The following is a 25,131-nucleotide window of genomic DNA, read 5'->3' as shown; positions in this document are numbered from 1 at the left end:
GCGACATGATGAACAAAAAATGGATGATCGCAATTGTAGGTGGTTCGTTGTTGCTGTTCGGAGCTACTGCGTGGGCGGAAGGAAAGCTGCAAACGATCCAAGTGTTGATGGAAAAATTAAATGTATCGATCAACGGCCAGCAAGCCGAATTAGCGAAGGAATCGATTGTTTATAATGGCTCTGTTTATGTGCCTTTGCGTAGTATGTCTGAAATGCTTGGGGCAGAGGTTAGCTGGAATAACACTTCGCGAACGGTCAATCTGGATTTTATTGCTGATAAAACCAAAGAGGTGCTAGCTTCCTCGGAGTATGGGATTTATCAATATATCGCGCTTGAGAATAATGGCATTATGACGGATTTGATCAAAGCGCTGAAAACGAATGATGGAGAGAACATGGGGAGAATGCGCGACCGTTATCACGCTCTTCAGCTTGTGGCAGAGGATTTAAAGGATGAAGAGATGAAGGTGGCACTTAATAAGCTTGGGGTTGCTGTAGAGCTGCTACGAGGCGGCTGGGAGAGCAAAAATTTAGATGGCTACGCGGTGGCTTGGTCAATTTACGGCTCTAATGCGGATCTGATGAACAAGATGCTGAAGGAAAGATTAAATAGTTCGTCGTTTGCTTCAACTGGTGCTGCGAATACTACAAAATAAGGTATTACCAACTAGGAAGCCTGACACTAGTATAATAAGGCTTGCTATTGGCTTTGAATTGTAGGTTAATGTCAACTACACTTGGAGCTAAATAAATAAAATCCGCTTGCTCTAGTTGAGTCGTTAGAGTCATCGTGTGGGCTACCCCATTTATAGTGATGGTTACAGTCAGGTTGGGGCTGACAAAATTGTATCGAACAGTATCTCCTGTTGCTGCCCCTTGAGCATTAATGGCTTGAAGTGTTAGTACACTGTGGCGATGATTGTTTTCATCATGAGTACTAGTAACCAAATATCGAGCTGAACGTACCTGGTTAACAATATGCTCAGTAATTATTCTACCGTTTTCCTGAACGCTTTCCCTCGTAGTAATCTTAGAAAAGCCTTGATTTGTTTGGTAAATAACTGCTGTAATCACCCCGATAACGATGGCTGTTAATGTAATAGCTGCTAGAACCTCGATCAATGAAATGGCTTTTTGATTGAGTATTTTCATTATCTTGGCCTCTTTTCTAGATAGCTCTGCAAGGTGTAGGTTGTATTGTTCAATAAGGTATCTGTGACTGTAACCTCAATATGAGAGAAATAATGGTTCATCACGAACGGGAATCTGATCTCAGTATTTAATTCGTCGGTTATCGTATAGGTTCTATTATTAGGAATATTGATTTCGCGGATGGCTACTTTTAGATGGCTGATAGGGTCGGTAATATAGTCAAAGGTAAAGGTGTTATCCTGATTATCTCGCAGTAATTCAATTTCATTTAAAGCTAAAGCATGGGCGGCTTCACTATTGCTAAATAAGGTAACAGCAGTTCCATTCATTAAACCTGGTTTTAAATCTTCAATAACATTTCTGGCAACATTAACCGAAATATCCTTGCTTTCTTCACGGTTGGAGTATTCATAATTTTTTGTGAAAAAATAGGATATTGATAAAATAACCATGGCAAGTATAGTGACAGCAGCAAGCACTTCCAATAATGATAAGCCTTTTTGATTATTCATGATAAGCACTTCCTTTATGCGTAGTTCAAAAGTAGTATAAACTAACTATAGTCGAAAATTTGCAAAGAAGGAATGGGGAAGCGTATGAATATTATGAAAAATGAACGTGGAGCAGCGTTGATTTTAGTTTTATTTCTGGTCGCTATTGTTGGCTTGCTTTCCACTCCTTTGATTATGAGCACCTTACAGGGAGCCAATAATACAGTAAAGGGGGAAACTAAGGAGCAAGCCTATTATATTGCCGAAACGGGAGCGCTTGTGGCGAATCGTATTATGCTCGAAGCCGTTGGCCGTGCAGTTGACCCCATTAATCTCGGACCTAATAATGTTGCGAGAATGGTGGAGGATCTAAACGCGCAGGGTAACTTTTTATATAATAATACTAATAAACCGGTATGGACGATCCCTATTGTCGGTGCCAGAGATTGCAGCGATACCTTTGCAATAAATTCGGCAGGGACAAGCAATCGAGCCCATATTACATCAACCCAGAATATTAATTTAACATTAGTTTGTACGCAAGCTATTGCACAGGCTGTCACACCGATACCAACGCCTACACCGACACCAACCCCAACACAAAGTAAATATACGGATCCGGCAACGGGGATTTTTGGTGCAGAAGGGGTATCTGGCGCTATAACGCCAACTCCTAGCTATTATGGCGCACCCGTAGGATATAGTGAGGATAAGCTGGGCAGTCAAGACGGAACTAGTGTGACGCGTATAAAAACGATAACCGCCCAACAATTTGCAACACAATTTAATGAATATTTTGATGCCCAGATGGTGATAAGACCCTTACCTAGGGAGCCATTAACCCCATTAATCCCATTTCCGCTAACCCTTAGTGGAAATACACTTACGGTCAATTATCGGCAGCCTGTTGTTTATGATTCTACATTGAATATAGTTCCTGCTTCCTATACACTAACCCCAGGAACCAAGACGATCAGCAGCTCTCAGAGCTCTGCTTTACACACGGGCAATATTACGATTTCAGGCAGCAATCAAACCGTTACAATTACAGGTGATATCGTATCTGGGAACGATATTATATTGGATTGTAACAATTGTATAATCAATGTGACTGGCAATATGGTAGCCAAAAACGAGATTAGGATGACTAATTGGAACGAAACGATTCAAATAAGCGGTAACATGGTCAGTGGTGGGCAAATGAGCTTTAATACGGTAGCGCTTTTGTCCGTGGGAAGAAGCTTAAGCACACAAAAAAATATCGACTTCACCAATACATTAAACCAATTGAATGTAAAGGATTCCGTTATAGTAGGAACCCCGGTATCGGGAAATGATGGGATTAGATTCAGCGGGATTGATGCGCTAAAGATTGATGGGTATTTCAGCAGCCTTACAGCCATTAACTTTTCCAATACGCTAGGTAATATAGCTCCCCCTAATAAAGTAGGTTTATCAATCATTACGGGTAAAGATTTTATTATTAATAGCTTTACAAGGCTGGATGTCGGGAAAAATATTAGTAGCTTGACCAAGGTGAATTTTGCAAATACGCTGGACACTATTAATGTATTAGACGGTTCGATAATTTCTGGCGGTGATGTTGTATTTAATGCTGTGAAGCAGCTTCATGTAGCTGGAGATATTAGCAGCAAGCTCAAAGTGAATTTCTCAAACACCATTGAATATTTGAAAATGACGGGCTCAGGGTCGATACTTTCAGGGAGCGAGACGGTATTTAATGCCATTAAAGATATCTCTATGACTGGGAGTATAAGCACGCCTGGCAATGTGAACTTTAGCAATACAATTGAAAAGATGGCGATGACGGGTTCAATATATACAGGAGGGACGCTAACCTTTAATGCAATAACAAGTATGGATACAGGGAATATTTATGCGACAGCCCTTGTTACTAACAACACGATTTCGGATATGGATATTAAAGGTTCGATCTTGACTAAAGGCTCATTAAACTTTAAGTCGATTGGCAATATGACGGTATCCGATTTTATGGGGGCTATTGGAAGCATTACTTTTAGTAGTGGTCTAGGAACCAGTCCAAAGCCTTTATTCGGTGGAATTACTACAGGCGGCAATATCAATTTTGCAGACTGGGCAAAAAATGATAAAAATGCTTGGATAAATCTGGAATATCATCCCCCGGCAAATGCAACTGCAGGTGGGGGTACTTTACCTACACCTACACCCTTACCTGTACCAGACCCGGTTATACCTTCACGTCCAACCATTAGCGTTGATGCGTGGACAGTAAGCAGGAAATAAGTTGCGGATCAAGCGGGAAATGCATATCCCCATCCCTCCAGGGATATACTAGCTCAGGTGAAAAACAACACCCAGGAGGGCTGCTGTATGGATTTTACCAGTCATGATATTGTCGTAATCGAGCAGGCGTTGCATTTGGCTATGAGTAAAGAATCGAATGGCTCTAGAGCCCAGCAGTATCGCGAGGTATTACTTAAGCTGCAAAATAATTCAGTTGCCGCACAAGGTGTATCCTACTTACAAAAGGTTGAGCAAGATGGCATTAGGTACGATTATGACGACTCCTCGGATTTACTGTAAGGCTGTAACTGTGCCATATTGTAATTGTGATGTGACCCCATATGTATACCAGCCCGCAACTCTCGCAAGTCGAGATTTGCCTTCAAGCCCTGGCGGATCAGCGATCCCGTTCAGGGCTATTTCAGTACGATTACAGAGAGCAGCCCGTTGTTATAGACTGTAAAAAATGCCGTTATTGCCGTAAAGCTGTGTTTGTTTAATAAAGGTCTGTTCAACCGAACAAATATTCGGTAAACTGTATCTTTAAGAGGTGAAATCACATGCTGAGAAAAAAGTCACTTTCCGAATTGATAACTGAATTAAGAGCCAACGACAATATAAGCAATTGGCATGAAATTGAACCGCAAGCAGCCAAAACCAGACCCATCCCCGTAAGCGTAGATCCTAGAATACAATCAGCTTTAAACCAACGGGGCATAGAAGAACTCTATACTCACCAGTTTTCAGCTTACGAAACGCTGCAAAAAGGGGAGAACATTGTTACGGTAACCCCAACAGCTTCAGGTAAAACCCTATGCTATAACCTACCTGTGTTACAAGCTATTGCTGAAGATGATACCAGCCGCGCCTTATACTTATTCCCAACAAAAGCTCTGGCACAAGATCAGAAAAGCGAGCTAAACGAAATCATTAAGGAAATGGGCATGGATATAAAAAGCTATACCTATGATGGGGATACATCCCCTGCAATACGCCAAATCGTAAAAAAATCAGGGCATATTGTTATAACAAATCCCGATATGCTGCATTCGGCGATTTTACCACACCATACAAAATGGGTTAGCCTGTTTAGCAATTTAAAATATATTGTGATAGACGAATTACATACATACCGTGGGGTTTTTGGTAGCCATGTAGCTAATGTGGTACGAAGGCTTAAACGGGTATGTGAATTTTACGGCAGCCGGCCTATATTTATCTGTACATCCGCCACCATTGCAAATCCGAAGGAATTAGCGGAACAATTGACGGGTACCCCCATGAGGTTGATTGACGATAACGGGGCGCCAAGGGGGCGTAAACATTTTGTGTTTTATAACCCGCCTATTGTTAATAAGCCGCTTAACATTCGAAAAAGTGCTACGGTGGAGGTTAATCTTCTTGCCAAAGAATTTTTGAAGAATAACATACAGACTATTATTTTTGCCCGGAGTCGGGTGAGGGTAGAAATTATTCTCAGCCACCTCCAGGGGCTTGTTAAAAACGAGCTGGGCGCCAAAACTATAAGAGGGTATCGCGGGGGCTACCTGCCCAAGCAACGGCGAGAAATTGAAAAAGGATTACGGGACGGCGACATTCTGGGAGTGGTCAGTACCAACGCTTTAGAATTAGGGGTAGACATTGGGCAATTACAAGTGTGTATCATGACTGGATATCCTGGAAGCGTAGCTAGTACCTGGCAGCAGGCGGGTCGTGCGGGAAGAAGGCATGGAGAAGCCCTAATTTTAATGATTGCTAGTTCCACGCCTATTGACCAATATATTATTCAGAACCCTGAATACTTTTTTGATAGGTCGCCAGAATCCGCTAGGATTAACCCCGAAAATTTAATAATTTTAGTGGATCATTTAAGGTGCGCGGCATATGAAATTCCGTTTAAACGAGGGGAAGAATTTGGACCTTTAGACGTAACAGATATTATGGAATATTTGGTAGAAGAACGTGTGCTGCACCATTCCAATGCGACATTTTATTGGGCTAGCGACTCTTTCCCAGCGAGTAATATTAGTCTGCGGTCGGCTGCCCAGGAGAATGTAGTTATTGTGGACCAATCGGATATCGCTAACGTACGGATTATTGGGGAAATGGACCGCTTTAGCGCTATGACCCTGCTTCATGATGAAGCGATCTATTTACACGAGGGCACGCAATTCCAGGTAGAGAAACTAGATTGGGAGCATAAAAAGGCTTATGTAAGACAAGTGGATGTAGAATATTACACAGACGCTAACCTGGCGGTGCAATTAAAGGTTTTAGAAATTGACAGGACCGTTAGCCGAAGAACGACAACTGTAAATTATGGGGATGTGGTAGTCAATGTCATGCCTACTATGTTTAAAAAAATCAAGCTTACCACTTTTGAAAATATAGGGTATGGCCCCATAACGTTACCTGAAGAAGAATTGCATACTAGCGCCGCCTGGGTAGAGTTGAAGGAAGTAGACCCGGAAATAGGAGTAAAGGTCATAGAGCAATTATTGCTGGGAATCGCTAATGTCTTACGCCATATTGTACCCATCCATGTCATGTGCGACCGTAATGATATCCACGTCGTTTCCCAAATACGGGCGGCGCATACGGGCTTGCCTACCGTATTTATTTACGATCATTACCCTGGCGGTATCGGTTTAGCTGAAGATGTATTTAAACGATTCGACGAAGTAAAGACCGCTGCCAAAAATCTCATAAATAAATGCCCGTGCGAAGACGGTTGCCCCTCCTGTATAGGAACTGAAATAGAAGGTATTAACGCTAAGATAAAAAGTATAGAGTTATTGGAGCTCTTATGATAACCATACAATTACGAGGGTCTGTGCAAGTAGCAGCAGGCAGCTCAACGAATGATTTGCAGCTTGCCCTGCTCGGCCACTCCAAGGTGCCGGTGTATATTGCGCCGCTTTATGGGGTCGGCTTAAGCCTAATAAATAAGCTGGGGGTGTTTCCATGAGTATGCTGCGTGAAAGGCTGCTGCGACATAATAAGCCGTCTGGCAATTCGCCTAGAGCGGAGGCTGGCGCATTGGAGGCTGTGGCAACGGCTGTGCCGGCAAATAGCCTGCAGGCTGAGGCTTTAAGCAACGAGCAGGATGTGGCCCAAGGTGGTGAATGGGCAACGATAGGGGCACATATGGAATGTAATGAATGGGGCTCGTTCGTTATGCGGCGATGCTCTTATGCAAGCCAAACCTTGCACGGCGATTATATGCTTAGTGAATTGGCAGGCGGAGCCGAGCTACTGCTAGCTCTCCTGCCGGCAAATGGCGGTGAACCGGAAGCTACTGCCGGCTTTTCCCATGAGCAATTGCTTTATCTGGATATTGAGACAACGGGGTTAGGTATTGGTGCAGGCAATGTTGCTTTTATGATCGGTATCGGGTTCTATGAAGGCGAGCAATTCATTGTCGAGCAAATGTTTATACGCGACCCCGGCGAGGAGCTCAGCATGCTCCATCACTTGAAGGAGAAGCTTGGAAGCCATCCTTACTTGGTCACCTATAATGGCAAAACCTTTGATTGGCCAATTATTAAAAATCGTTATATTTTAAACCGGATTCGAGCGGAAATTCCGATTGCCGGACATTTTGATTTTTTATATCCCTCCCGAAGCTTGTGGAAGCATACCATGCCTTCATGCCGTCTAGGCAAGGTAGAGGAGGAGCAGCTGGGCGTTATTAGAAAGGACGATGTGCCTGGCTCATTGGCACCTGCGTTGTATTTTCAATATTTGGCTGAGCGTGATGTCTCAATCGTTGAAGGGGTATTTATCCATAACGAGCTTGATATTTTATCTTTAGCAGGTTTATCTGTCCATTTCGCCAAGGTATTGAGCGGGCAAAGCAAGCTCTCGGCAATGGGGCTTGAAGAGCTGTACCGCTTAGGGGTCTGGCTGGATAAGTTAAGCTTGTCCGAGTTAGCGGCTCAAGCCTTGGAGCTGCTGGAGCAACGGATCTGCGGCACGGAAGCTCCAGAACCGCAGGAGGGCTCCGATAGCTATTTGCTGCCTCTGGCACAGCTGTATAAGCAGCGGCAGCGATATGCGGATGCCCGGAGCTTGTGGATGCTGTATGTGGAGCGCAAAGGCGAGAGGACAACCGCTTCTGTAGAGCCCTATATCGAGCTATCTATGCATTATGAGCATCGTGAGAAGCAATATAGCTTAGCTCTTCAATATGCTTTGCAGGCCGTCGACCAATGCTGGCGCCAGCAAGCGTTAAAACGCTCCTTCGGGCATAGGCTTCAAGCTAAAGACAATGGGTTTCATGCTAAGGGAAGAGGGCAAGCTGCCAAGGCCGTGGATAAGGCCCAACTGGCTGAAGCAGCTAATTTGGAAAAAAGAATCCAGAGGCTGCGCCAAAAAATAGCTAAGGCCGAGAGTCGTGCTGCCTTATCCGATAGCAAGCCGCCAGCTCGCCGCCGCAGTCGCGTGGCCACTAATCCAGTTGAGGCAGTTGCCGTGATGGATAGCCTCATTTAAGCGAAGCCATACGCAAATTAGGAATAGCCTCCTATATTAAAATGTGGCCTTTTTGGGCAAACAGTTTAGTAAGGAGGTGGATACCTATGCCGGAATTGCCTGAAATGGAAAACTATAAGCTACTGTTATCCAAGAGAATAGTAGGGAAGCCCATAACTGGGGTCGAAGTGGAGCGCGAGAAATCGATTAACGTCCCTGTGGACGAATTTCAGCAGCAATTAATTGGGGCTGCCATTGTTTCAATTGAAAGGCGAGCGAAGCATCTGCTCTTTCATTTGAGCAGCTCTAAAGTACTTGTGCTGCATCTGATGCTTGGAGGTATGATGTTTTATGGAACTTCAGCGCAGAAGCCTGAACGAACCGTACAAATAACGATAAGCTGGAATGAGCAGCATCTGTATTTTATCGGCTTAAGGCTAGGCTACTTTCACTTGCATAGCTCTCAAGATGTAGATGCTTTACTCAGCAAGCTGGGTCCTGAGCCATTGGTCAGCCAGTTTACTGAGGACAAATGTATACAGCTCTTACATACGAAAAAAGGCACCTTAAAATCCACATTAGTGGATCAAAGCGTATTATCGGGTATCGGTAATTGTTATTCGGATGAAATCTGCTTTAAAGCCGGGTTGCTTCCAGCCAGACACTGCAGCCAGCTTGATCAGGACGAGCTTCGGCGTTTGTACGAATCGATGCAGAATGTGTTGCACGAGGCCATACAATATGGCGGTTATATGGAAATGCCTTTATTTGTCGGCGATACCCTGACCGGAGGGGCGGACGCCCGTTGCCGTGTGTATGACCGTGAAGGAGAGCCGTGCGTGAATTGCGGCACTCCATTGAGCCGTATGGACGTTTCGTCCAAAAAATCTTTTTGCTGCTTGTTATGCCAGGTTTAGGGGGGTTGGGATGAATATCGGTTGCCACCTCAGTATTCGCCAAGGCTTTACTAAAGCCGCTATGATAGCGAAAACATTAAATGCCAATGCTTTTCAATATTTCCCGAAAAATCCGCGCTCCTTAAGCGTCAAAAGCTGGAATGCTCCAGATGCCCAGGCTTGCGCCGATTATTGCCACCAGCAGGGGATCGTTTCTATAGCCCATTCGCCTTACCCAACGAACCTGGCTTCCGAGGATTTGCAGCTAAGAGAAGCTACCATTATTTCGCTACGCAATGATCTTGAAATCGCTGAAGCCTGCGGCTCGATTGGGGTTGTGGTGCATTTTGGCAAATATAAAGGCGTAGACCCGTTACAAGGCTACAAAAATATTATACAATGTTTACATGCCGTGCTTGTAGATTGGAAAGGTAAAGCCAAGCTACTGATTGAGAATCAAGCGGGGGAAGGCACCTTAATGGGAACGATGCTGGAGGAGCTTGTGCAAATTCGCAGCTTATCCGAGCATCGCGAGCATATCGGTTTTTGCTTCGATACCTGCCATGCGTATGCTTGTGGACTATGGCCATCACATAAGGAAGGCTGGACCCAATTAGAGGCCAAAGGAAACCTTTTAGGCTACTTTGACCATGTACAAGCTATCCATCTGAACGATTCACTTTATGCTGGTGGCATGAAGAAGGACCGCCATGCGCCAATTGGACAAGGGACTATTGGTGAAGCGCGATTTCGCGAATTTCTTCAGAGCCCAGCTCTTCAGGGAATACCGATCTTTTTGGAGACACCAAAGGATGAGCACGGATCACATGCCCAGGAAGTAGAATATGTACGTAAGCTAGCCAAAACAGCAAAGAATAGGTTGTGATCTTGTACTATGCAGCAAGTGATATCATTAAGCAATATTCATTTTATACGTGAGGAACGGGCGATTTTGTCCGAAATCGAACTTCATGTCCAGCAAGGCGAGCATTGGGTTATTCTTGGCAAGAACGGTTCAGGGAAAACGACGATCCTGGAATTAATTAACGGCTATCAATTTCCGAGCAAAGGCGAGGTTCAAGTATTGGACCATATTTATGGACAATGCGATGTTCGGGAAGTACGTAAGCAAATCGGTTATATTAGCCAATCTTTATATGAAAAGCTAAATCCAGCTGACCCGGTTTGGGAAGTTATTGCTACAGGTGAGTATGCGTTTCTGCGTTTTTACCAGGAAATTTCGCCTGAGGTTCGTACCAAGGCGCTTGGCATGCTAGACGAAATTCGCCTCTCCCATCTTGCTAATCAGCCGTTAGGGACCTTATCCCAAGGTGAGCGCAAAAAAGTGATGCTGGCACGGGCACTGATGACCAGCCCTTCGATCCTGATTCTGGATGAGCCTTGCTCAGGCTTGGATTTATATGAGCGGGAGCGGTTGCTGGAAACCGTTAACCAGCTGGGCAAACAAAATATTACCGTCTTATATGTAACCCATCATATTGAAGAAATTATGCCGATGTTTACGCATGTGGCGTTGATTGATGAAGGCAGGCTCGTAGCATCAGGCCGTAAGGAAGATGTACTGAATGAAGACAATTTGCTGAAAGCCTTCCAGGTGCCGGTATCACTGGAATGGTTCCAAGGACGCCCTTGGATCAAGGTGCTATGATGGAGGAGCAGCTGCTGCAAAGCAGCACTTTTATTGGTACAGCTAACCGTGGTTATGGACAACAGGCACAGGAGGAAATCATCCGCTTGTTTGGTCCTCCTTTCAAATTTAGCCAGCTGGTGCCGAATGAAACCTTCCGGTTTGAGCTTCCACTTGGCAAAGCCGAAGCGACCCAAAGGCTGGTGGAGCAGGAGCCGATGTTTTTGCGCCACATTCAACCGGTTGATGCAGAGCTGGATTGGGATGGCGAGCTGGACTCCTTGCTGGAATGGGCGACAAGCAGCATCAAGCTGGAGGCAGGCACGCTTATTGCCGTGCAGGTTCGTAAAACCGAGCAGCTAGCTACCAAGGTGTCTCAAGGCGAATACAAGCAAGCGCTGGATCTTGCGTTGACCAAAGCTTATGCCACGGAGCCTGTAGCCAAAGGCGGCGAATTCATCCTGTCGCTCTATCTGACACCTGAGAAAGCTTATATCGGCTTGTCTGCGCCAGAGCACAATTTGTCGGACTGGTCTGGTGGAGCCATTCGCTTTCGCAAAGAGGAAGGGCAGCTTTCCAGAGCCAAGTTCAAGCTGTTGGAGGCTGAGCAGGTATTTGGCTTGGATTTCTCGCAATACAAGATGGCACTCGATGTGGGTGCAGCCCCTGGAGGCTGGACATCTCTGCTGCTGGAGCGGGGAGTGAAGGTAACGGCGATTGATCCAGCCAAGCTGGATAAAGCTTTATTGAAGCACCCGAACCTGACCTTCCACCAGAAAAATGCTTCTGATGTGAAGCTGTTGGCCGATGCCTATGAATTGCTCGTTTGCGATATGAGCTGGAGCCCCAGACAAATGGCGAGGCTTATTAAAGAGCTGCTGCCATCGCTCAGAACGGGCGGCACTGCCATTTTGACTGTTAAGCTAATGCACAAAAAAGCGTTCCAAACGGTGCGGGAGCTTGTGGGCGACCTGTCGCCGGAGCTTTCCTTGCAAAAAGGAAAGCAGCTTTTCCATAACCGCGAGGAATTAACCTTATTTTTTATTAAGTCATAAGCTGTTTGGGGAGGGCTCTTAATGAAAGCCGTATATGCAGGAAGCTTCGATCCGATCACCTTGGGGCATGTGTCTGTTATTGAGCGTGCGTTTAACCTGTTTGATGAGGTTCATATTATTATTGCCAACAACCGGGCCAAATCGCATTATTTCAACCTACAGCAAAGAACGGAGCTGGTGGAGGTTTCGGTTCCTGCGGAATTTCGGCAACGGGCCCATATTGTACCCTTCGAAGGCATAGTGGCCAACTACATTAATGAGCAAAAGATCGATGTTGTGATACGGGGGATTCGCAATGCCACTGATTTGGATTATGAGCTGCAGCTTGAGCAGTTTGTACGCAATTCCACTGAGGCAGACACGATTTACTTATCTCCCTATACACCTTATATGCAAACAAGCAGCTCTTTGGTCAGGATGTTTTTTCAATCGAAGAAACACACGCTTGCCCTAAACTATATGACACCTGATGGATATGATAAAGCCATTTATTTTTTACAGGAAGCAAGTCCGCCTACCACTTAGTGCTCCTCTACGCACATTCGAGCTCGGCTCTAAATTATTTGAAGGAGGAGTATCGTGCTGATCACCCCAATTTTAGTTGGCATTGTTGCGCTTGAGCATTTGTACATCTTGTATTTGGAAATGTTCCAATGGACGAAGCCTAAAGGATTAAAAACCTTTGGAATGACCCAGCAGGTCGCAGAGGCGTCCAAATCGCTTGCAGCTAACCAGGGACTGTACAATGGATTTTTAGCCGCGGGTTTAATTTGGAGCCTGCTCTATAGCAATGACTTGGTAGCGCGCGAGCTTCAGTTATTTTTCTTGGGCTGTATTATGGTTGCAGCCATCTTCGGGGGAATGACGGCGAAACGTTCGATCCTTGTCGTTCAAGGCTTGCCTGCGTTTATTACTTTTTTATTCGTTTGGTTGTATTAGGCCATGAAGGAAATGTTTTCGGCAGATAGTGTCGATCAAATCGTGGTTCGTATTCAAAATTATCGCAGACTGATTAAATTAATCGAGCTCAAAAGCGTAGAGGATGGAGCGTGCTCGCTTCCACATAAAGTAATGGCTAATTTCCTCGATACTACCCAAGAGCATATTCAAAAATGGCTTGAAAAATTAATTGAATTTGGCATTATCAAGCAGGTTGGTAATAGCTTTACCTACAAAACAGTTATCTCCGAATATGAACAAACACCCATAGACCACCTGCTGGATTTAATGAATTTGCTCAAAGAAAATCCTGAGCTCAGCTTTTTTTTGCAGGCCAAAACGCTTAATATTTCAGTTCAGGAATTAGAGCTGCTATTTGGATTGCTCATTCAAATTATGATGTAATCAGCTTGCCTTCATCATTTTCCAAAAATAAGTTGATAAACCCATAAATTATGTTATAATCAACGTAAATATGAAATGCAAACGCGGAAGCACCGCTGTTCAAGAGATTTTTCTTGGCAGCGTGTGCTTTTTTTGCGTCCACATTTGGGCATGGGGGTGTTCGAATTTCCAGTAAGGTTAGTGTAGCCATCGTGCTGGCTATTGTTGGAGTCGTGCTTGTGGTGAGTGGAGTGATGCAGCTAATGGGAGAGGTGTGACGAGAACGAAACAATAAAGCCAACAATCAAGGAGTGGTGTTATGGTCAAAATGAAACTGGTTTTGCTGGAAGAGGATCATTATTTTGTTGATATGTGCGCCTCCTATATTCGTACCTCAGAGCATGCCGAAACGTTTATGCTGGCCGTATTTACGAATAAGGAGCAAGGCTTTGCTTATGTGGAGCAAACGAAGGAGCCCTATATTTTACTCGTCCATGAAGGCTTCTTGCCGTTGCCTGAGCAGGTGTTCCAACAGCGAAGTGGATGCTTGATCATCCTGAGCGATACTTTTACGGCAGCAGATATTGTCGAATATCCGGTTTTATGCAAATACCAGCCGCTTAACCAGTTGTTGTCCCATATGATTTCACATTTTAACGAGTATACAAGCAGCTCGAAATTAAAAGGAAATCGATCTGCTGCTGTCATTTCTGTGTATTCAGCAGTTGGTGGAAGCGGTAAAACGTTAACCGCCGTCCATCTTGCCCGCGAGCTGTTTCACCAGGGAGCACGTGTATTTTACTTGAATTTGGAGCAGCTACCTTCACGTTCATGGATTGAGGGGGGATCAAAGCCGGAGGAAACGTATTTTTCCAGGATATTGTATTACGGAAAAGCGGATGTGCAATTGCAAACGGCAAAGGTGGAGCTTTATAAAAGACGCCATCCCCTGATGGGCTTTGACTATTTCCCCGGCATGGTGGAGCCGGCCGAGATGGAGGAAATGACCGCGAAGGATACGGAATCGTTAATACGTTCTATCCTGGCAACCGGGGTGTACGATAAGGTCGTGATAGATTTGGATTCGACCGTGCAGCCAAGGACGCTAGCCGCCCTTCGCTTAAGTGACCAGGTGATGTGGCTAGTTGTCGATGACCGTGTCCACCTGGAGAAGACGGATGCTTTAATGAAGCAGCTTAAGCTGAGGGCAACACAAGAGAATGAAGAATGGCTGCGTAAGATCACGATCCTAGTGAATAAATTCAATGGGGTGCTGCTTAATAACCGCGATGCATTTCCGGCTGCCATATCCGGGTTCCTGCCCTATGTTCCTGAATGGAAGGCTTACGGCAGCATTGAAGCGCTGCAGGCAAGAGGAGCCTTTAGTGAAAGCCTCAGCAAGCTTGGCGAGCTTGGCTTAAAGAAAGCTGAGGCTCAAGTGTATGTTGCAAGATGATATCTTTACTGGGCTGAAGCAGCTGATCAAAGAAAAGCTGGACCTCTCTTATTCGGTCACCGACCAACAGCTAATGGAGATGATTGAGCATGAGGTATTCCAGCTCTCGTTTGACCAATACCAAACAGCTGGAAGCAAGCGTACGCTCATCCTCAAGCTGTTTCATTCCTTTCGTGGCTTGGATGTATTGCAGCCCTTGGTGGACAATACGGCCATAACCGAAATTATGATCAATCGCCATGATCAAATTTTTATAGAGGAGGGTGGGCGTGTAAGGCTGTCAGAGGTAAAGTTCGAGAGCAAGGAAAAGCTGGAAGATGTGATCCAAGCGATTGTCGCCAAGGTCAATCGGGCGGTTAATGAAGCGAATCCGATTGTTGATGCAAGGCTCATGGATGGCTCGCGGGTTAATGTGGTGCTCTCTCCTGTCGCTCTAGAGGGACCGGCGATGACGATCCGCAAATTCCCGGAGTCTCCCTTAACGCTTGATAAGCTGATTGCCAAAGGGGCGCTAACCCCCACAGCCGCAGCGTTTTTGATCGATCTGGTAAAAGCCAAATACAATCTGTTTATTGGAGGAGGTACAGGCTCAGGAAAAACGACCTTTCTCAATGCCTTATCGCAATATATTCCTGACGATGAACGAATTATTACGATTGAGGACTCGGCCGAGCTGCAAATTCTTACGGTGCCCAATCTGGTGCGCATGGAAACAAGAAATGCCAACACGGAAGGGAAGGGGGAAATTACGATCCGTGATTTGATCCGCTCCTCGCTGCGGATGAGGCCGAATCGAATTATTGTGGGCGAGGTTCGTGGAGCGGAGGCGATCGATATGCTATCGGCGATGAACACGGGGCATGATGGTTCGTTATCGACTGGCCATGCTAACTCAAGCACAGATATGCTAAGCCGGCTAGAAACGATGGTGCTGAGCGGCGCGGCGCTGCCGGTTGAGGTGGTGCGCAAGCAAATTTGCTCGGCTATCGATGTGATGATTCACCTTCAGCGGCTGCGAGACCGCACACGAAGAGTTACCGAAATTAATGAAATTATCGGGATGGAAGGGGGCGAGGTGAAGTTAAATCGCTTGTTCGAATTTGTTGAAAGCGGGGAGGACAAGGAGGGGCGGGTCATGGGCGAGCTTCAGCCAACCGGAAAAATGCTGCTTCAACAAGAGAAGCTAAGGATGTCGGGAATTACAATAATGCCATAATTAGCTGTGTCAGGCTGCCTAATTTTATTAGTTAATGGGGGAGGTGTATATGGAGCTTTTTATTTCCAAACGAGCAAAAACGTCCAAAGGGCCGACTTTTATCCAATATAACGACTATGAAATGACGACGCTGGAAACCGCTTTGACGATATTGGTCGCGATGTTCCTATTAGGTGGTATTGGTTATGTGTTTTACCAGCATCTGATTGCCGCAGCTTTCCTGGCCATGCTGGGTCTGTATGCTCCGAGATTACGTAAAAAAGAACTAGTTATTAAACGTAAGTCGCTGCTTCAATTGCAGTTTAAGCAAGCATTAGCCTCTTTATCCTCGGCACTTAGTGCCGGTAAATCGGTCGAAAATGCTTTCCAGGACACGCTTATTGATTTAAGGCTATTATATCCTGACCCCCGTGCGCTTATTGTGAGGGAGCTTGAAACGATCAACCGGCGCATTGAAAATGGGGAGACGATCGAGCTGGCCCTAAAGGATTTAAGCGAAAGATCGCAGATCGATGATATCGGACAATTTACCGAAGTATTTGTCACCTGCAAACGTACAGGGGGCAATCTGGTCCATGTGATCCGGCGGACGGCTTCCATTATCCAGGAGAAGCTGGATATTCAGCAGGAGATTTCCGTGATGATGGCTCAAAAGCGCTTCGAATCCAGAGTTCTCGCCTTTGCTCCGGTTATTGTGATTGCTGTGCTCAGCTTTAGTTCACCGGATTACATGGAACCCATTTATCAAGGGATAACCGGCTATTTGATTATGACTGTAGCCCTTGTAGTGCTTCTTGGCTGCTTTGGCATCACAAAAATGATTATGAATATTAAGGTGTGAGGGAGCAAGCAAAACTATGCTCATTTTATTAGTTGTCGAGCTGCTGGTCATGGTGACATTGCTGGCGCGGGTATATCGATCCTACAGCCATTTTTCGAAGGAATACCAGTCCTATCTTAATCCTTATTGGCTAGCGCCGTTATCGCTATGGCTAATTGATTATTTTCGAATAACGGATCGGATTCCAGAGAGCATCTCCAATGTTCATCATCTGATGTTTGGTCTACATGGGAGCAAGGTAGCAGTGGTTCGCACCAAATGCTTTATCGTCCAGATTTTATCATTTTGCTTGCTTATTATTGTTGGGAGCACCTTACTCGGATGGGTGACGGAAACCGGTGCAGAGATGCTGGCTTATGGTGGAGGGCTGATGTTATTTTTACCCTTTCTGATGTACAAAAATCTGGCAAGCCAATTGCAAAAGAAAAAAAGGCAAATGCTGCTCGACCTGCCGGAAATGGTCAATCAAATTGTATTGCTTGTCAATGCTGGAGAATCGGTGCAAAAGGCACTAATGCGCTGCATCGAGCGTAATCCCAACGTCATGAAAAGTCCGCTGCTATCGGAATTGGCGGTCGTTGCTTATGAGATCAGCATAAATGCTTCCTTCACCAAATCGATGGAGGACTTTAATAAACGTTGTGGCGTCCAGGAGGTATCGTTATTTACGACTACCCTTTTGCTCAATTATAAACGCGGCGGCGATGAGCTTGTGATGTCGCTGAAGGAGCTTTCCTTTACCCTGTGGGAGAAACGAAAGGCCATTGCCAAAACACTTGGCGAGGAAGCCTCCTCCAAAATGGTGTTTCCGATGGTATTTATATTTCTTGTCGTTATGGTTGTGGTTGCCGCTCCCGCTATTTTGATGATGGAGCAATAATATAAGGATGGAGTGGATGTTAATGATGATTCTAAGCAGAAGCTTTAAAATGATGCAAAAATTTTGGAGGGACGAGGACGGCTTAGGCACTTTGGAGATCCTGCTGATTGTCGCTGTTCTAGTTATTATAGCGATCGCGTTTAGAAAATGGATTATGAAATGGGTGCTGGAAATGTTTAATGCCACACAATCGGAAGTTACGGACCAATCGACGACTATTAAGGGCGATGCCACCTCCATTAGTCCAAAGTGAACAAGCTACGTCGTATACGTCGCCTACTCCTTGATTCCAGAGGTACATTTACGATAGAAGCCAGCTTTGTTATGCCACTTATACTCATTTGCACGCTTTCTTTATTGTTCTTGGCGCTTTTTGTGTTCCAATCCTCATCCGCACAACATACTGCGGGGATCGCTGCTGACCGGACTGCCTTTATATGGGACAATAGCAGGCGAGACCCTATTACAGGCGCCTTTAATCCAGGCGAGGATGACGGTCTCTATTGGCGGCTGCATAGCGACAGTGTCTCGGATTTGTTTGCGTTTTTGGTTCCGAATGCGGGTGCTCAAATCGTATTGCCTACTTCGGGTGCAAGCAATGACAGCAGCCCGGAAAACAAGCTGCGGCGTGTGGGTGCAGCCATTGCCAAGGATTGGAGCGGGCTGATGCAATACAGCAATAAAGGCTTATCCCGAGAAGTTTCTGTTAATGTGAATAGGCCATTCCATAAACCAGCTTATGCGGACAAATGGCTGCTTAGCGAGGTGCAATCGGGTGCTTATTCGCAGGTGGTTGACCCGGTGGAATCCATCCGCATCATCGACCTTACACGAACCTTTATTAGTGAGGTCAAAGGAAGAATCACGCCACGTGCGGCATTGGCAACCTTTGTGGAGCCTCGCTCAGCGCCGCAGCAGCGGACGGTCATTAACAGCCATGCAAGTGCTGCAAGATATTTGCAAGCCCTTGTGAATGGTTCGGAGCAGACGGTCAGAGTCCACGGCACAACGGATCGGCAGGTAGACGCATTGGATGCCAATGAGGTCGCGCACCAGGCTTTTTATACATTTAATGAAAGCCAATTGCGTAATGTCCAAATGCCTAAGGATGCCGAACTGCTGCAGGCGGGTACACAAATAAAAGGAGTGGTCTGGCATTTTTTTAAGCAATCGAGCAAGGATACCGTTACTTTATCCGCAAGCTTTCGGCAAGAATTACAGCGTAAAGGTATCGTTATTGTGATCCATGAGTAAGGGGAGAGGCAGATTAAGCTTGCAATATGAGCATTCTAAAGAACGGTATTAGGAGATTGGTATTGGGAGGTAGTTCTGTGAAGTGGCTGCGGCGGCTCATAAAAGAGCAGGGAGGTGCGGTTTCCTTATATTTAATAATGATTTTGGTGCCGATATTTTTATTTTGTGCGCTGCTGATTGATTTCTCGCGAATTAAGGTTGCCGAGAAAGAGGCCGAGAATGCAGTGAAAACGGGCGTTCGCTCTGTACTGTCTGCATTTTCGCTTTCGCTTCATGATTATGGGCTGTTTGCATTGGATCAAGCGCAGGACAACGCTGAAGCTTTTTTTCTGAAGGCTGTATCAGGCAACCTGTCGGGCACGATTGAAGCGGAGCATTTCCGATTTATTGACCAACGTTTGGAAGAGACGAATTCCAGTTTGACTTCCATGTACACTTTGGCGAGCCATACGGTGTTCAAAAAACAAATTCTGGAGGATATGAAATATCGGGCGCCGATGATTTATTCGTTGGAGCTGGTCGATAAATTCAAAAAAACAGGGCTTTCCACGGTGTTGTCACAGGCGCAAAGCTTTTCCAAACATGCAGTTTCTGTTGAGAAGGTATTGGATGAGCGGGATGAAGCGATGGATGAGACGTGGGAGGAATGGAAAGCGATCCATCAAAAGGCAACTGCGATTTATCCATTTTACCAGACTCAATTGGCTGATCTGAACCAGCTAAGCAGTAACGTGGGGATTCATCAAGTGGATGAGGTCAGGCAATCCTTGCAGGATGCCAAGGATCATTTAAAAAGCCTGGAGCAGCAGCTGGAGAGCATTGACGACAATATTCAATCGGTCAGCAAGGCGACGCAAGGCGCTGCCGATGCGATAAAAGGACTGATGGAGAGCAGAAACCAAGTTAATCTACAGGTGGATGAAATGTTCGACAAGGTAGCGGATTTACAGCAGCTTTTGAATGATACGATCCGTTATGCCAGCCTGTTGACGCTGCTCAAGGTACGTTCGACATCAGATGCGAGCTTCCTAAAGAAAACGATCGAGCAGTTCGACAAAGCGCTTAACCGAGCCAAAACTGCGAATGACCGTTTGAATGAGGAGCTTCGAACGGTAACATCGAATAATAGCGGCGACTCTACGTATTCTGCGAATCAAGTCTTCGAAAGCATTCATTTGATTAGCCGGGAGGAACTGGATGATTACGGTGCGCAAGCAGCGGCAAGCGTGGCCTTGTTTTCCGGTTTGCAGGCGCAGCTTAATAGTGTTTGGTTATTCGACGCAGCTAATTATAATAATGCGAGCCAGGCGATTGAAGCCTTTTGGCAAAAGGAGAATGGGCTTTTTATCGGGCAGAGCCCCAAGGAAGCACAGCGCAATGCGAATAAAGCAAGTGCGAAGACATCAAAAAGAGAGCAAAGAAACAAAGCACAGCCGTATCTGGATCAAATTATGAAAGCGATGGGCAGCTGCAGCCTAGTGGCAGCGACAGACCCATTTAAAGCAAGCTATGCGGCCTTGCAGGGGGAGCCTTCCCAAGGAAGTGTCGGTTATTATCAGGCTTATATGCAAACGAACCAGCAGGCAGACCTGGCTCAGCCCGTGCCTGAGCTGGATTTTGAAGATGCAGACAAGGCGAATGCTAGCGCTATGAGTCTGTTGACGGGGTTTGAGTCCATTTTGACGGATGTGCGGGATGAATTTTATGTGGATGAATATGCGCTTAGCAAATTCAATTACCGGACGCTGGGCATGGAGAAGGATCTCGGTGGAAATATTAAACAGTCCAAGGAAGCTTCGCGTCCCGATAGCCATCCTCTTACCAATCAAGAGGTCGAATATTTGTTGTATGGAGCCAATTCTTGCCTGGGCAATTATTCCTTGGCTTATGGAGAGATGTTTGCCTTTCGATTGGCGATAGGTACGGCTGAGGCGTTACTGGAGCCGCATATTCAAGCTATGAATGTGGGATCACCGCTGCTCGTTTTATTGGCTGCTGTGGCAGAAGGTGCCGTTAAAGCCCAACTGGATATGGTCAAGCTTGTGCAGGGGGATGCCGTTCCGCTCGCCAAAAAGCTGGGCAGTCTTGTAACTTTGACGTACAAAGATTATTTGCGGATCTTTCTGCTGTTGCATAGCCGTGACGAGGTATTGCTGTCCCGAATGCAAGCCTTGATCCAATTAAACACGGGAATGGACTTGCTGCAAAGCACAACCTATGTTTCAGGAACGGGAGGAACCTCGATTAAATTATGGTTTGTACCAGGCTTAAGCAAAATTTTGGGAATCAGTGGGCTCTATCCATGTGAGGTAGTTGGTAATCGATGTCAAATGGTTCGTACAGGAGTGATGGCTTATTAAGGGTTCGCCTTTATACATGGGAAGAGAAGCCATGAGGCTAGCTCGTCGGGAGGAAGGAAGCATCGTGCTGGAGGCTGCGATTGTTTTGCCCTTATTTTTATCTTTTATTTTATTACTAGTTGGATTTATTCAGGTTTCCTTAGCAGAGATGGCACTACAATCGGCAGTCTCGGACACAACAAAGGTCATTGCAGCCAATATGTACCCACTGGATTTAGTATATCAGGAGGCTAAAAGCAGGTGGGAGCAAACCGCTGCCAAGGGCTGGATGGACCAAGCCTTGGAGAAGATCGGTACAGCCAAGGAAAAAGTCGTCCAAGCCGAGGAATTCGTTGACGAATATGAGCGATGGATCCCCGAGCCAGTTGTTATGCTAATGGGCTGGGAAAAAAATCAAAGAGCAGAGCTGGAGGCGCTCAGCCAAGCAGGTACCGAGGAGGCCAAGCAACAAATCAAAGACTTCTACCAGCCGCGGTTAAACGCTGCTTTGACACCGATGGTTGTGCTTTATGCGAATAAGACTCGGTTAAAGCCCGAGCGATTGAAAGTAACGAGGGTGATTCTTCCTGATTTAAATGATAAAGAGCAGGCTTTTATCGGCATAGAGGCACAATATGAGCTTAAGTTGGCTATTCCATTTTTCAACAAATCGATCCAGATTCGTAAGCATGCCTATGAGCATGCTTGGGTAGGGGGAAGCTGATGGACGTGATGCTGCTGACTGGAGGTATGCTGGGGCTCGCTTTTATGTCGGATGTAACCAAGCAAAAAATTCCTAATCTGCTATGTGCAATCGGATTCCTTGCAGGTCTAGTGCTTCAAACGGTTAATTCAGGTACAGCAGGAATTGGCTATGCACTACTCGGCTCGCTGCTTGGCTTTGTCCCTTTGCTTATTCTCTATGGGATGCGCGCGGTGGGAGCGGGTGATGTTAAGCTGTTTGCGGCAATTGGCGCATTAACGGGTGCGGAAATTGTTCTGCAAAGCATTATGTATTCGCTGCTCTATGCTGCTTTGATTGGCTGCTTTATTTTATGCTGGAGGCGAGAGTGGAAGTCTCGTGGTGGAGGTGCATGGAAGATGCTGATGCACTTTGTGATTTGGAAACAGGTGGAGCCCTTAGCCGCTTATCGAAATTCGGTGTACCATCTCCGCTTTCCCTTTATGTGGGCTGTGCTTCCGGCGACAGCAACTGCTTTTTGGCAATTCAGCTAGAGGAAAGGAGGGCGGGGGCTTGAACCCACTCTTATATGGTTTAAAGGTAGATTTCGTCAGAAGCAACGGGCATTATATGGTTCTCTCGGCTCCGGACGAGGGATTGAGGAAGGAGCATTTAGCAACGTTTCAAGTCAATATGCTAATCGCCAATAAAATTCCTCATCTGCTCGCTTTGCAGGTGGAGGAACGTAACGATCAGGTATATCTTTATTATCCGATTTCTGACAAAAAGATGCTGGCACATTGGCTAAGGATGGGCAATATCAGCCTCAAGCAATTTTATTCCTTGCTATACGCAATTGTTGATACCATAAGCCAAAGCAACATTTATATGCTGCAAGAAGGATGTTATGTGCTCAAAGAAGATTACATATATTGCGGGGAGCAAATCACCGACGTTCATCTGACTTACCTCCCAAAAGAAGTTCTTCCCGATAAAAGCCCTTTGGCTGTAGATTTGCAGCAGCTGGCTTCAAGGCTCATCCATAAAGTGTCCGAGCTGTCGGGTAGTGGCTACCAAGAGCTTATGAGCTACTTGATGGAAGAATCCTTTACGATTACTGGCTGTAAGCAATTGCTTCAGAAACATAGAAACCGCCTTGAAGCTTCGGCTGGTCAGCAGGAAAGTGTCCTGAATTCGCGAATTTCTCAGGCAGCCGGTTCTACGGCTACAATTCCAACACCCGAACCGCTATTTACTGCCGCTGCTGATACAGCTGTCAAACAGCCCGAGCCATCGTTGACACCGCCAGCTTTTTCACCTTCTTGGTTCGAAGAGGATGACCAGAAGGAACTGGCCAAACAGGGCCAAAAGCTGCGGATGCCTGTGCTGTTGGTTTGCTTTCTTGTTCTGGTGCTCATATGGAAGCTGTATTTGGATCATTCCAGCGAAGGCTGGCTGTTGATATGTGGTGGATTGTCGTTGCTTGTGGTCGATATCGTATATGTAATCTTGCAGATCTGGAAGCCTGCGGCCAAGGATAGTGAAGCTGTAACATGGGCTGATGTGCACCAGAATTTGTCCAAGGAAAGGCAGCAGCATCCGAACTCGGCTCCCCTATTGCCTTTTTTTACGCCGCAAACTGCTAAAGCCCCATTATTTAATGGATATGGTCCTGGTACTGAAGCTGCAGCGTTTGAAGAATCCGACTTTGAATCTAGGCTGGATTCTAGGTCGGACTCCAGATCGGACCCCAGGTTGGAATCCCGGTCAGAGTCCAGGCTGGATAGGCTGGGGCAGGACACTACAGAAGCCAAGACTCCTGAATCCTATTATTCAGGGCTTGAGCAGCGTACAACCTTGCTGGCTCCAATGGATGCAACAGTTTTGCTAGATGGTTCTATGCTGCAGCTTGATAAACAGCGAGCCCAGCCTTATTTAGAAGTCTCCATAAACGGAGCAAAAAATACGATTCATATCAGCAAGTCCCCTTTTGTTATTGGTCGGGAAGGGCAGGGAGTAGACTACGTCCACAAGGAAACAGGAACCTCAAGAATTCATGCAGAAATTACGAGAGAGAATGAACAAACGGCAATCAAAGATTTGGGCTCCCGAAATGGAACTTTTATAAACGGTGAAATATTGGTGCCATACCGGATGTATAATTTGCAGGAAGGTGATATAGTTAAGATAATTAGCACTGAATTTGTATGTAAAATGGGGTTATTGGCTTGAAAACAACCTTTGCCGTAAACTGGCAGTATGGAGTAGCGAGCCATCCAGGCTGGTTTCGGATGGTTAATGAAGACAGATCGCTTCTAAGAATTGGTTCCACTCATAGTGGGGAGCCGTACGCAGTTGCTGTTATAGCTGACGGCATGGGTGGAAGCGGTGATGGAGAAAAGGCCAGCGAAGTGGCGATAGATATTGCGAGGCTTTGGTTGGATGAGAAGCTTCCTGCTTTACTGCGCCGTAAAACCTTATTCCCACAATTAAATATTTCCATCGAACAGCTTTTTTATGAGATTAATCAAAGGCTTATTCGGCTTGGTGAGGATGCAGGGACTCAGATCGGTACAACGCTGACCCTGCTTTTTCTGTTGAATGAAACCTATTACATATGCCATATTGGTGACTGCCGTATTTACAAAGCTAATCACAAACTAAACATTCACCAGCTCACCCGGGACCAATCCTGGATATTTGAGCAGGTAAGAAAAGGAAGGCTGTCCAAGCAAAAGGCGCGAACGCATCCAAGACGCCATATCCTCATGCATTGCCTGGGCTACCAGAAAAAACTGAACTTGGTGCAACGCACCGGTTTTTTTACGGAGGATCATCTGTTTTTACTATGCAGTGACGGGTTTTATGATCGCCTTCCAGATCCGAGAATCGAGCGATATTTGCAAGAGGGCAACCAGGAAGGGCAGGATTTACAGCAAATGAGCGATATGCTGATTGATCGGGCACTGGATAAACGCTCCAATGACAATATTAGCGTTATTTTAGTACGTTCCTTAAGCTCTAGCTACTCATTTTGGGAAAGATTATGGTATCGCACGAAAAATTTTCATATGCTATTCCCTGTTCAATGGCGAAAGTGATATAATAAAGTGTCAGACATTTTATAATTACTGGACAG

General features: G+C 45.8%; 27 protein-coding genes. 25 read left to right on the top strand and 2 right to left on the bottom strand.

The window, feature by feature from the left end:
- The first annotated feature begins 5 nt into the window (after positions 1 to 5).
- Positions 6 to 656 (top strand): stalk domain-containing protein, encoded by a 651-nt coding sequence (locus G9U52_RS12910; RefSeq protein ID WP_166150070.1) that lies wholly within the window; start codon positions 6 to 8, stop codon positions 654 to 656.
- A 4-nt stretch (positions 657 to 660) separates the two neighbouring features.
- Here the strand turns inward: G9U52_RS12910 and G9U52_RS12905 are convergent, their stop codons facing one another.
- Positions 661 to 1,152 (bottom strand): PilW family protein, encoded by a 492-nt coding sequence (locus G9U52_RS12905; protein ID WP_166150069.1) that lies wholly within the window; start codon positions 1,150 to 1,152, stop codon positions 661 to 663.
- A complete protein-coding gene (locus G9U52_RS12900) occupies positions 1,152 to 1,664 on the bottom strand; it encodes a type IV pilus modification PilV family protein (RefSeq protein WP_166150068.1) in 513 nt (170 codons plus the stop codon). The genes G9U52_RS12905 and G9U52_RS12900 overlap by 1 nt, the downstream gene beginning before the upstream one ends.
- Before the next feature lie 93 nt (positions 1,665 to 1,757).
- On the opposite strand from G9U52_RS12900, the gene G9U52_RS12895 reads away from it, so the two are divergent.
- From G9U52_RS12895 to G9U52_RS12780, 24 genes are all read left to right on the top strand, one after another.
- A complete protein-coding gene (locus G9U52_RS12895; protein WP_207952938.1) occupies positions 1,758 to 3,929 on the top strand; it encodes a hypothetical protein in 2,172 nt (723 codons plus the stop codon).
- An 87-nt stretch (positions 3,930 to 4,016) separates the two neighbouring features.
- Positions 4,017 to 4,229 (top strand): hypothetical protein, encoded by a 213-nt coding sequence (locus G9U52_RS12890; protein WP_166150066.1) that lies wholly within the window; start codon positions 4,017 to 4,019, stop codon positions 4,227 to 4,229.
- 263 nt (positions 4,230 to 4,492) lie between these two features.
- Positions 4,493 to 6,739, top strand: coding sequence for a DEAD/DEAH box helicase (locus G9U52_RS12885; protein ID WP_166150734.1), 2,247 nt, complete (start codon positions 4,493 to 4,495; stop codon positions 6,737 to 6,739).
- Positions 6,736 to 6,897, top strand: a complete 162-nt coding sequence (locus G9U52_RS12880; RefSeq protein WP_166150065.1) for a hypothetical protein — start codon at positions 6,736 to 6,738, stop codon at positions 6,895 to 6,897. The genes G9U52_RS12885 and G9U52_RS12880 overlap by 4 nt, the downstream gene beginning before the upstream one ends.
- The gene (locus G9U52_RS12875) at positions 6,894 to 8,423 is read left to right on the top strand and encodes a ribonuclease H-like domain-containing protein (protein WP_166150064.1); all 1,530 of its coding nucleotides are present in this window, start codon (positions 6,894 to 6,896) and stop codon (positions 8,421 to 8,423) included. Before G9U52_RS12880 ends, G9U52_RS12875 begins: the two co-directional genes overlap by 4 nt.
- Before the next feature lie 86 nt (positions 8,424 to 8,509).
- Positions 8,510 to 9,319 carry an Fpg/Nei family DNA glycosylase gene (locus G9U52_RS12870; RefSeq protein ID WP_166150063.1) on the top strand — a complete coding sequence of 270 codons (810 nt, stop codon included), beginning with the start codon at positions 8,510 to 8,512 and terminating at the stop codon, positions 9,317 to 9,319.
- Between the two features lie 10 nt (positions 9,320 to 9,329).
- On the top strand, positions 9,330 to 10,184 hold the full coding sequence (locus G9U52_RS12865; protein ID WP_166150061.1) for a deoxyribonuclease IV: 855 nt from the start codon (positions 9,330 to 9,332) through the stop codon (positions 10,182 to 10,184).
- A 9-nt stretch (positions 10,185 to 10,193) separates the two neighbouring features.
- Entirely contained in the window at positions 10,194 to 10,967 is a 774-nt protein-coding gene (locus G9U52_RS12860; RefSeq protein WP_166150059.1) for an ABC transporter ATP-binding protein, read from the top strand.
- Positions 10,931 to 12,001: an SAM-dependent methyltransferase gene (locus G9U52_RS12855; RefSeq protein ID WP_243767309.1), complete on the top strand. Its 1,071-nt coding sequence runs from the start codon at positions 10,931 to 10,933 to the stop codon at positions 11,999 to 12,001. Before G9U52_RS12860 ends, G9U52_RS12855 begins: the two co-directional genes overlap by 37 nt.
- A gap of 21 nt (positions 12,002 to 12,022) precedes the next feature.
- Complete coding sequence (coaD, locus tag G9U52_RS12850) at positions 12,023 to 12,526, top strand: pantetheine-phosphate adenylyltransferase (RefSeq protein ID WP_166150057.1); 504 nt, start codon at positions 12,023 to 12,025, stop codon at positions 12,524 to 12,526.
- Positions 12,527 to 12,577: 51 nt separating this feature from the next.
- Entirely contained in the window at positions 12,578 to 12,940 is a 363-nt protein-coding gene (locus G9U52_RS12845; RefSeq protein WP_166150730.1) for a DUF1304 domain-containing protein, read from the top strand.
- A 3-nt stretch (positions 12,941 to 12,943) separates the two neighbouring features.
- Complete coding sequence (locus tag G9U52_RS12840; protein WP_166150055.1) at positions 12,944 to 13,345, top strand: hypothetical protein; 402 nt, start codon at positions 12,944 to 12,946, stop codon at positions 13,343 to 13,345.
- A gap of 113 nt (positions 13,346 to 13,458) precedes the next feature.
- Positions 13,459 to 13,602 (top strand): hypothetical protein, encoded by a 144-nt coding sequence (locus G9U52_RS12835; protein ID WP_166150053.1) that lies wholly within the window; start codon positions 13,459 to 13,461, stop codon positions 13,600 to 13,602.
- Between the two features lie 41 nt (positions 13,603 to 13,643).
- Entirely contained in the window at positions 13,644 to 14,780 is a 1,137-nt protein-coding gene (locus G9U52_RS12830) for an AAA family ATPase (RefSeq protein WP_166150051.1), read from the top strand.
- The gene (locus G9U52_RS12825) at positions 14,767 to 15,996 is read left to right on the top strand and encodes a TadA family conjugal transfer-associated ATPase (protein ID WP_166150049.1); all 1,230 of its coding nucleotides are present in this window, start codon (positions 14,767 to 14,769) and stop codon (positions 15,994 to 15,996) included. The genes G9U52_RS12830 and G9U52_RS12825 overlap by 14 nt, the downstream gene beginning before the upstream one ends.
- A gap of 49 nt (positions 15,997 to 16,045) precedes the next feature.
- A complete protein-coding gene (locus G9U52_RS12820) occupies positions 16,046 to 16,837 on the top strand; it encodes a type II secretion system F family protein (RefSeq protein WP_243767308.1) in 792 nt (263 codons plus the stop codon).
- A 16-nt stretch (positions 16,838 to 16,853) separates the two neighbouring features.
- The gene (locus G9U52_RS12815; RefSeq protein ID WP_166150045.1) at positions 16,854 to 17,717 is read left to right on the top strand and encodes a type II secretion system F family protein; all 864 of its coding nucleotides are present in this window, start codon (positions 16,854 to 16,856) and stop codon (positions 17,715 to 17,717) included.
- Positions 17,718 to 17,739: 22 nt separating this feature from the next.
- Complete coding sequence (locus G9U52_RS12810) at positions 17,740 to 17,970, top strand: Flp1 family type IVb pilin (protein WP_243767307.1); 231 nt, start codon at positions 17,740 to 17,742, stop codon at positions 17,968 to 17,970.
- Positions 17,967 to 18,971: a hypothetical protein gene (locus G9U52_RS12805; RefSeq protein ID WP_166150043.1), complete on the top strand. Its 1,005-nt coding sequence runs from the start codon at positions 17,967 to 17,969 to the stop codon at positions 18,969 to 18,971. The genes G9U52_RS12810 and G9U52_RS12805 overlap by 4 nt, the downstream gene beginning before the upstream one ends.
- A gap of 26 nt (positions 18,972 to 18,997) precedes the next feature.
- Positions 18,998 to 21,331, top strand: a complete 2,334-nt coding sequence (locus tag G9U52_RS12800; protein ID WP_243767306.1) for a hypothetical protein — start codon at positions 18,998 to 19,000, stop codon at positions 21,329 to 21,331.
- 31 nt (positions 21,332 to 21,362) lie between these two features.
- The gene (locus tag G9U52_RS12795; protein WP_166150041.1) at positions 21,363 to 22,034 is read left to right on the top strand and encodes a TadE/TadG family type IV pilus assembly protein; all 672 of its coding nucleotides are present in this window, start codon (positions 21,363 to 21,365) and stop codon (positions 22,032 to 22,034) included.
- Positions 22,034 to 22,546 carry an A24 family peptidase gene (locus G9U52_RS12790; protein WP_166150039.1) on the top strand — a complete coding sequence of 171 codons (513 nt, stop codon included), beginning with the start codon at positions 22,034 to 22,036 and terminating at the stop codon, positions 22,544 to 22,546. Before G9U52_RS12795 ends, G9U52_RS12790 begins: the two co-directional genes overlap by 1 nt.
- 19 nt (positions 22,547 to 22,565) lie before the next feature.
- Positions 22,566 to 24,224, top strand: coding sequence for a DUF6382 domain-containing protein (locus tag G9U52_RS12785; protein WP_166150037.1), 1,659 nt, complete (start codon positions 22,566 to 22,568; stop codon positions 24,222 to 24,224).
- The gene (locus G9U52_RS12780; protein ID WP_166150035.1) at positions 24,221 to 25,093 is read left to right on the top strand and encodes a PP2C family protein-serine/threonine phosphatase; all 873 of its coding nucleotides are present in this window, start codon (positions 24,221 to 24,223) and stop codon (positions 25,091 to 25,093) included. Before G9U52_RS12785 ends, G9U52_RS12780 begins: the two co-directional genes overlap by 4 nt.
- Positions 25,094 to 25,131: the final 38 nt, after the last annotated feature.

The sequence above is a fragment of the Paenibacillus agricola genome (genome assembly GCF_011440305.1).
Classification (GTDB): Bacteria; Bacillota; Bacilli; order Paenibacillales; family NBRC-103111; genus Paenibacillus_S; species Paenibacillus_S agricola.
The sequence above is the reverse complement of the archived record's forward strand: the minus strand, read 5'-3'. Positions and strand labels throughout refer to the sequence as shown.

What these genes read in the sequence shown, in the direction of transcription:
- G9U52_RS12865 (WP_166150061.1), top strand. Translation starts at nt 9,330, where the DNA reads ATGAATATCGGTTGCCACCTCAGTATTCGCCAAGGCTTTACTAAAGCC.
- G9U52_RS12890 (WP_166150066.1), top strand. Translation starts at nt 4,017, where the DNA reads ATGGATTTTACCAGTCATGATATTGTCGTAATCGAGCAGGCGTTGCAT.
- G9U52_RS12860 (WP_166150059.1), top strand. Translation starts at nt 10,194, where the DNA reads ATGCAGCAAGTGATATCATTAAGCAATATTCATTTTATACGTGAGGAA.
- G9U52_RS12810 (WP_243767307.1), top strand. Translation starts at nt 17,740, where the DNA reads ATGATGATTCTAAGCAGAAGCTTTAAAATGATGCAAAAATTTTGGAGG.
- coaD (WP_166150057.1), top strand. Translation starts at nt 12,023, where the DNA reads ATGAAAGCCGTATATGCAGGAAGCTTCGATCCGATCACCTTGGGGCAT.
- G9U52_RS12825 (WP_166150049.1), top strand. Translation starts at nt 14,767, where the DNA reads ATGTTGCAAGATGATATCTTTACTGGGCTGAAGCAGCTGATCAAAGAA.
- G9U52_RS12840 (WP_166150055.1), top strand. Translation starts at nt 12,944, where the DNA reads ATGAAGGAAATGTTTTCGGCAGATAGTGTCGATCAAATCGTGGTTCGT.
- G9U52_RS12870 (WP_166150063.1), top strand. Translation starts at nt 8,510, where the DNA reads ATGCCGGAATTGCCTGAAATGGAAAACTATAAGCTACTGTTATCCAAG.
- G9U52_RS12855 (WP_243767309.1), top strand. Translation starts at nt 10,931, where the DNA reads ATGGTTCCAAGGACGCCCTTGGATCAAGGTGCTATGATGGAGGAGCAG.
- G9U52_RS12800 (WP_243767306.1), top strand. Translation starts at nt 18,998, where the DNA reads ATGAGCATTCTAAAGAACGGTATTAGGAGATTGGTATTGGGAGGTAGT.
- G9U52_RS12910 (WP_166150070.1), top strand. Translation starts at nt 6, where the DNA reads ATGATGAACAAAAAATGGATGATCGCAATTGTAGGTGGTTCGTTGTTG.
- G9U52_RS12880 (WP_166150065.1), top strand. Translation starts at nt 6,736, where the DNA reads ATGATAACCATACAATTACGAGGGTCTGTGCAAGTAGCAGCAGGCAGC.
- G9U52_RS12820 (WP_243767308.1), top strand. Translation starts at nt 16,046, where the DNA reads ATGGAGCTTTTTATTTCCAAACGAGCAAAAACGTCCAAAGGGCCGACT.
- G9U52_RS12795 (WP_166150041.1), top strand. Translation starts at nt 21,363, where the DNA reads ATGAGGCTAGCTCGTCGGGAGGAAGGAAGCATCGTGCTGGAGGCTGCG.
- G9U52_RS12900 (WP_166150068.1), bottom strand. Translation starts at nt 1,664, where the DNA reads ATGAATAATCAAAAAGGCTTATCATTATTGGAAGTGCTTGCTGCTGTC.
- G9U52_RS12875 (WP_166150064.1), top strand. Translation starts at nt 6,894, where the DNA reads ATGAGTATGCTGCGTGAAAGGCTGCTGCGACATAATAAGCCGTCTGGC.
- G9U52_RS12905 (WP_166150069.1), bottom strand. Translation starts at nt 1,152, where the DNA reads ATGAAAATACTCAATCAAAAAGCCATTTCATTGATCGAGGTTCTAGCA.
- G9U52_RS12790 (WP_166150039.1), top strand. Translation starts at nt 22,034, where the DNA reads ATGGACGTGATGCTGCTGACTGGAGGTATGCTGGGGCTCGCTTTTATG.
- G9U52_RS12830 (WP_166150051.1), top strand. Translation starts at nt 13,644, where the DNA reads ATGGTCAAAATGAAACTGGTTTTGCTGGAAGAGGATCATTATTTTGTT.
- G9U52_RS12895 (WP_207952938.1), top strand. Translation starts at nt 1,758, where the DNA reads ATGAAAAATGAACGTGGAGCAGCGTTGATTTTAGTTTTATTTCTGGTC.
- G9U52_RS12815 (WP_166150045.1), top strand. Translation starts at nt 16,854, where the DNA reads ATGCTCATTTTATTAGTTGTCGAGCTGCTGGTCATGGTGACATTGCTG.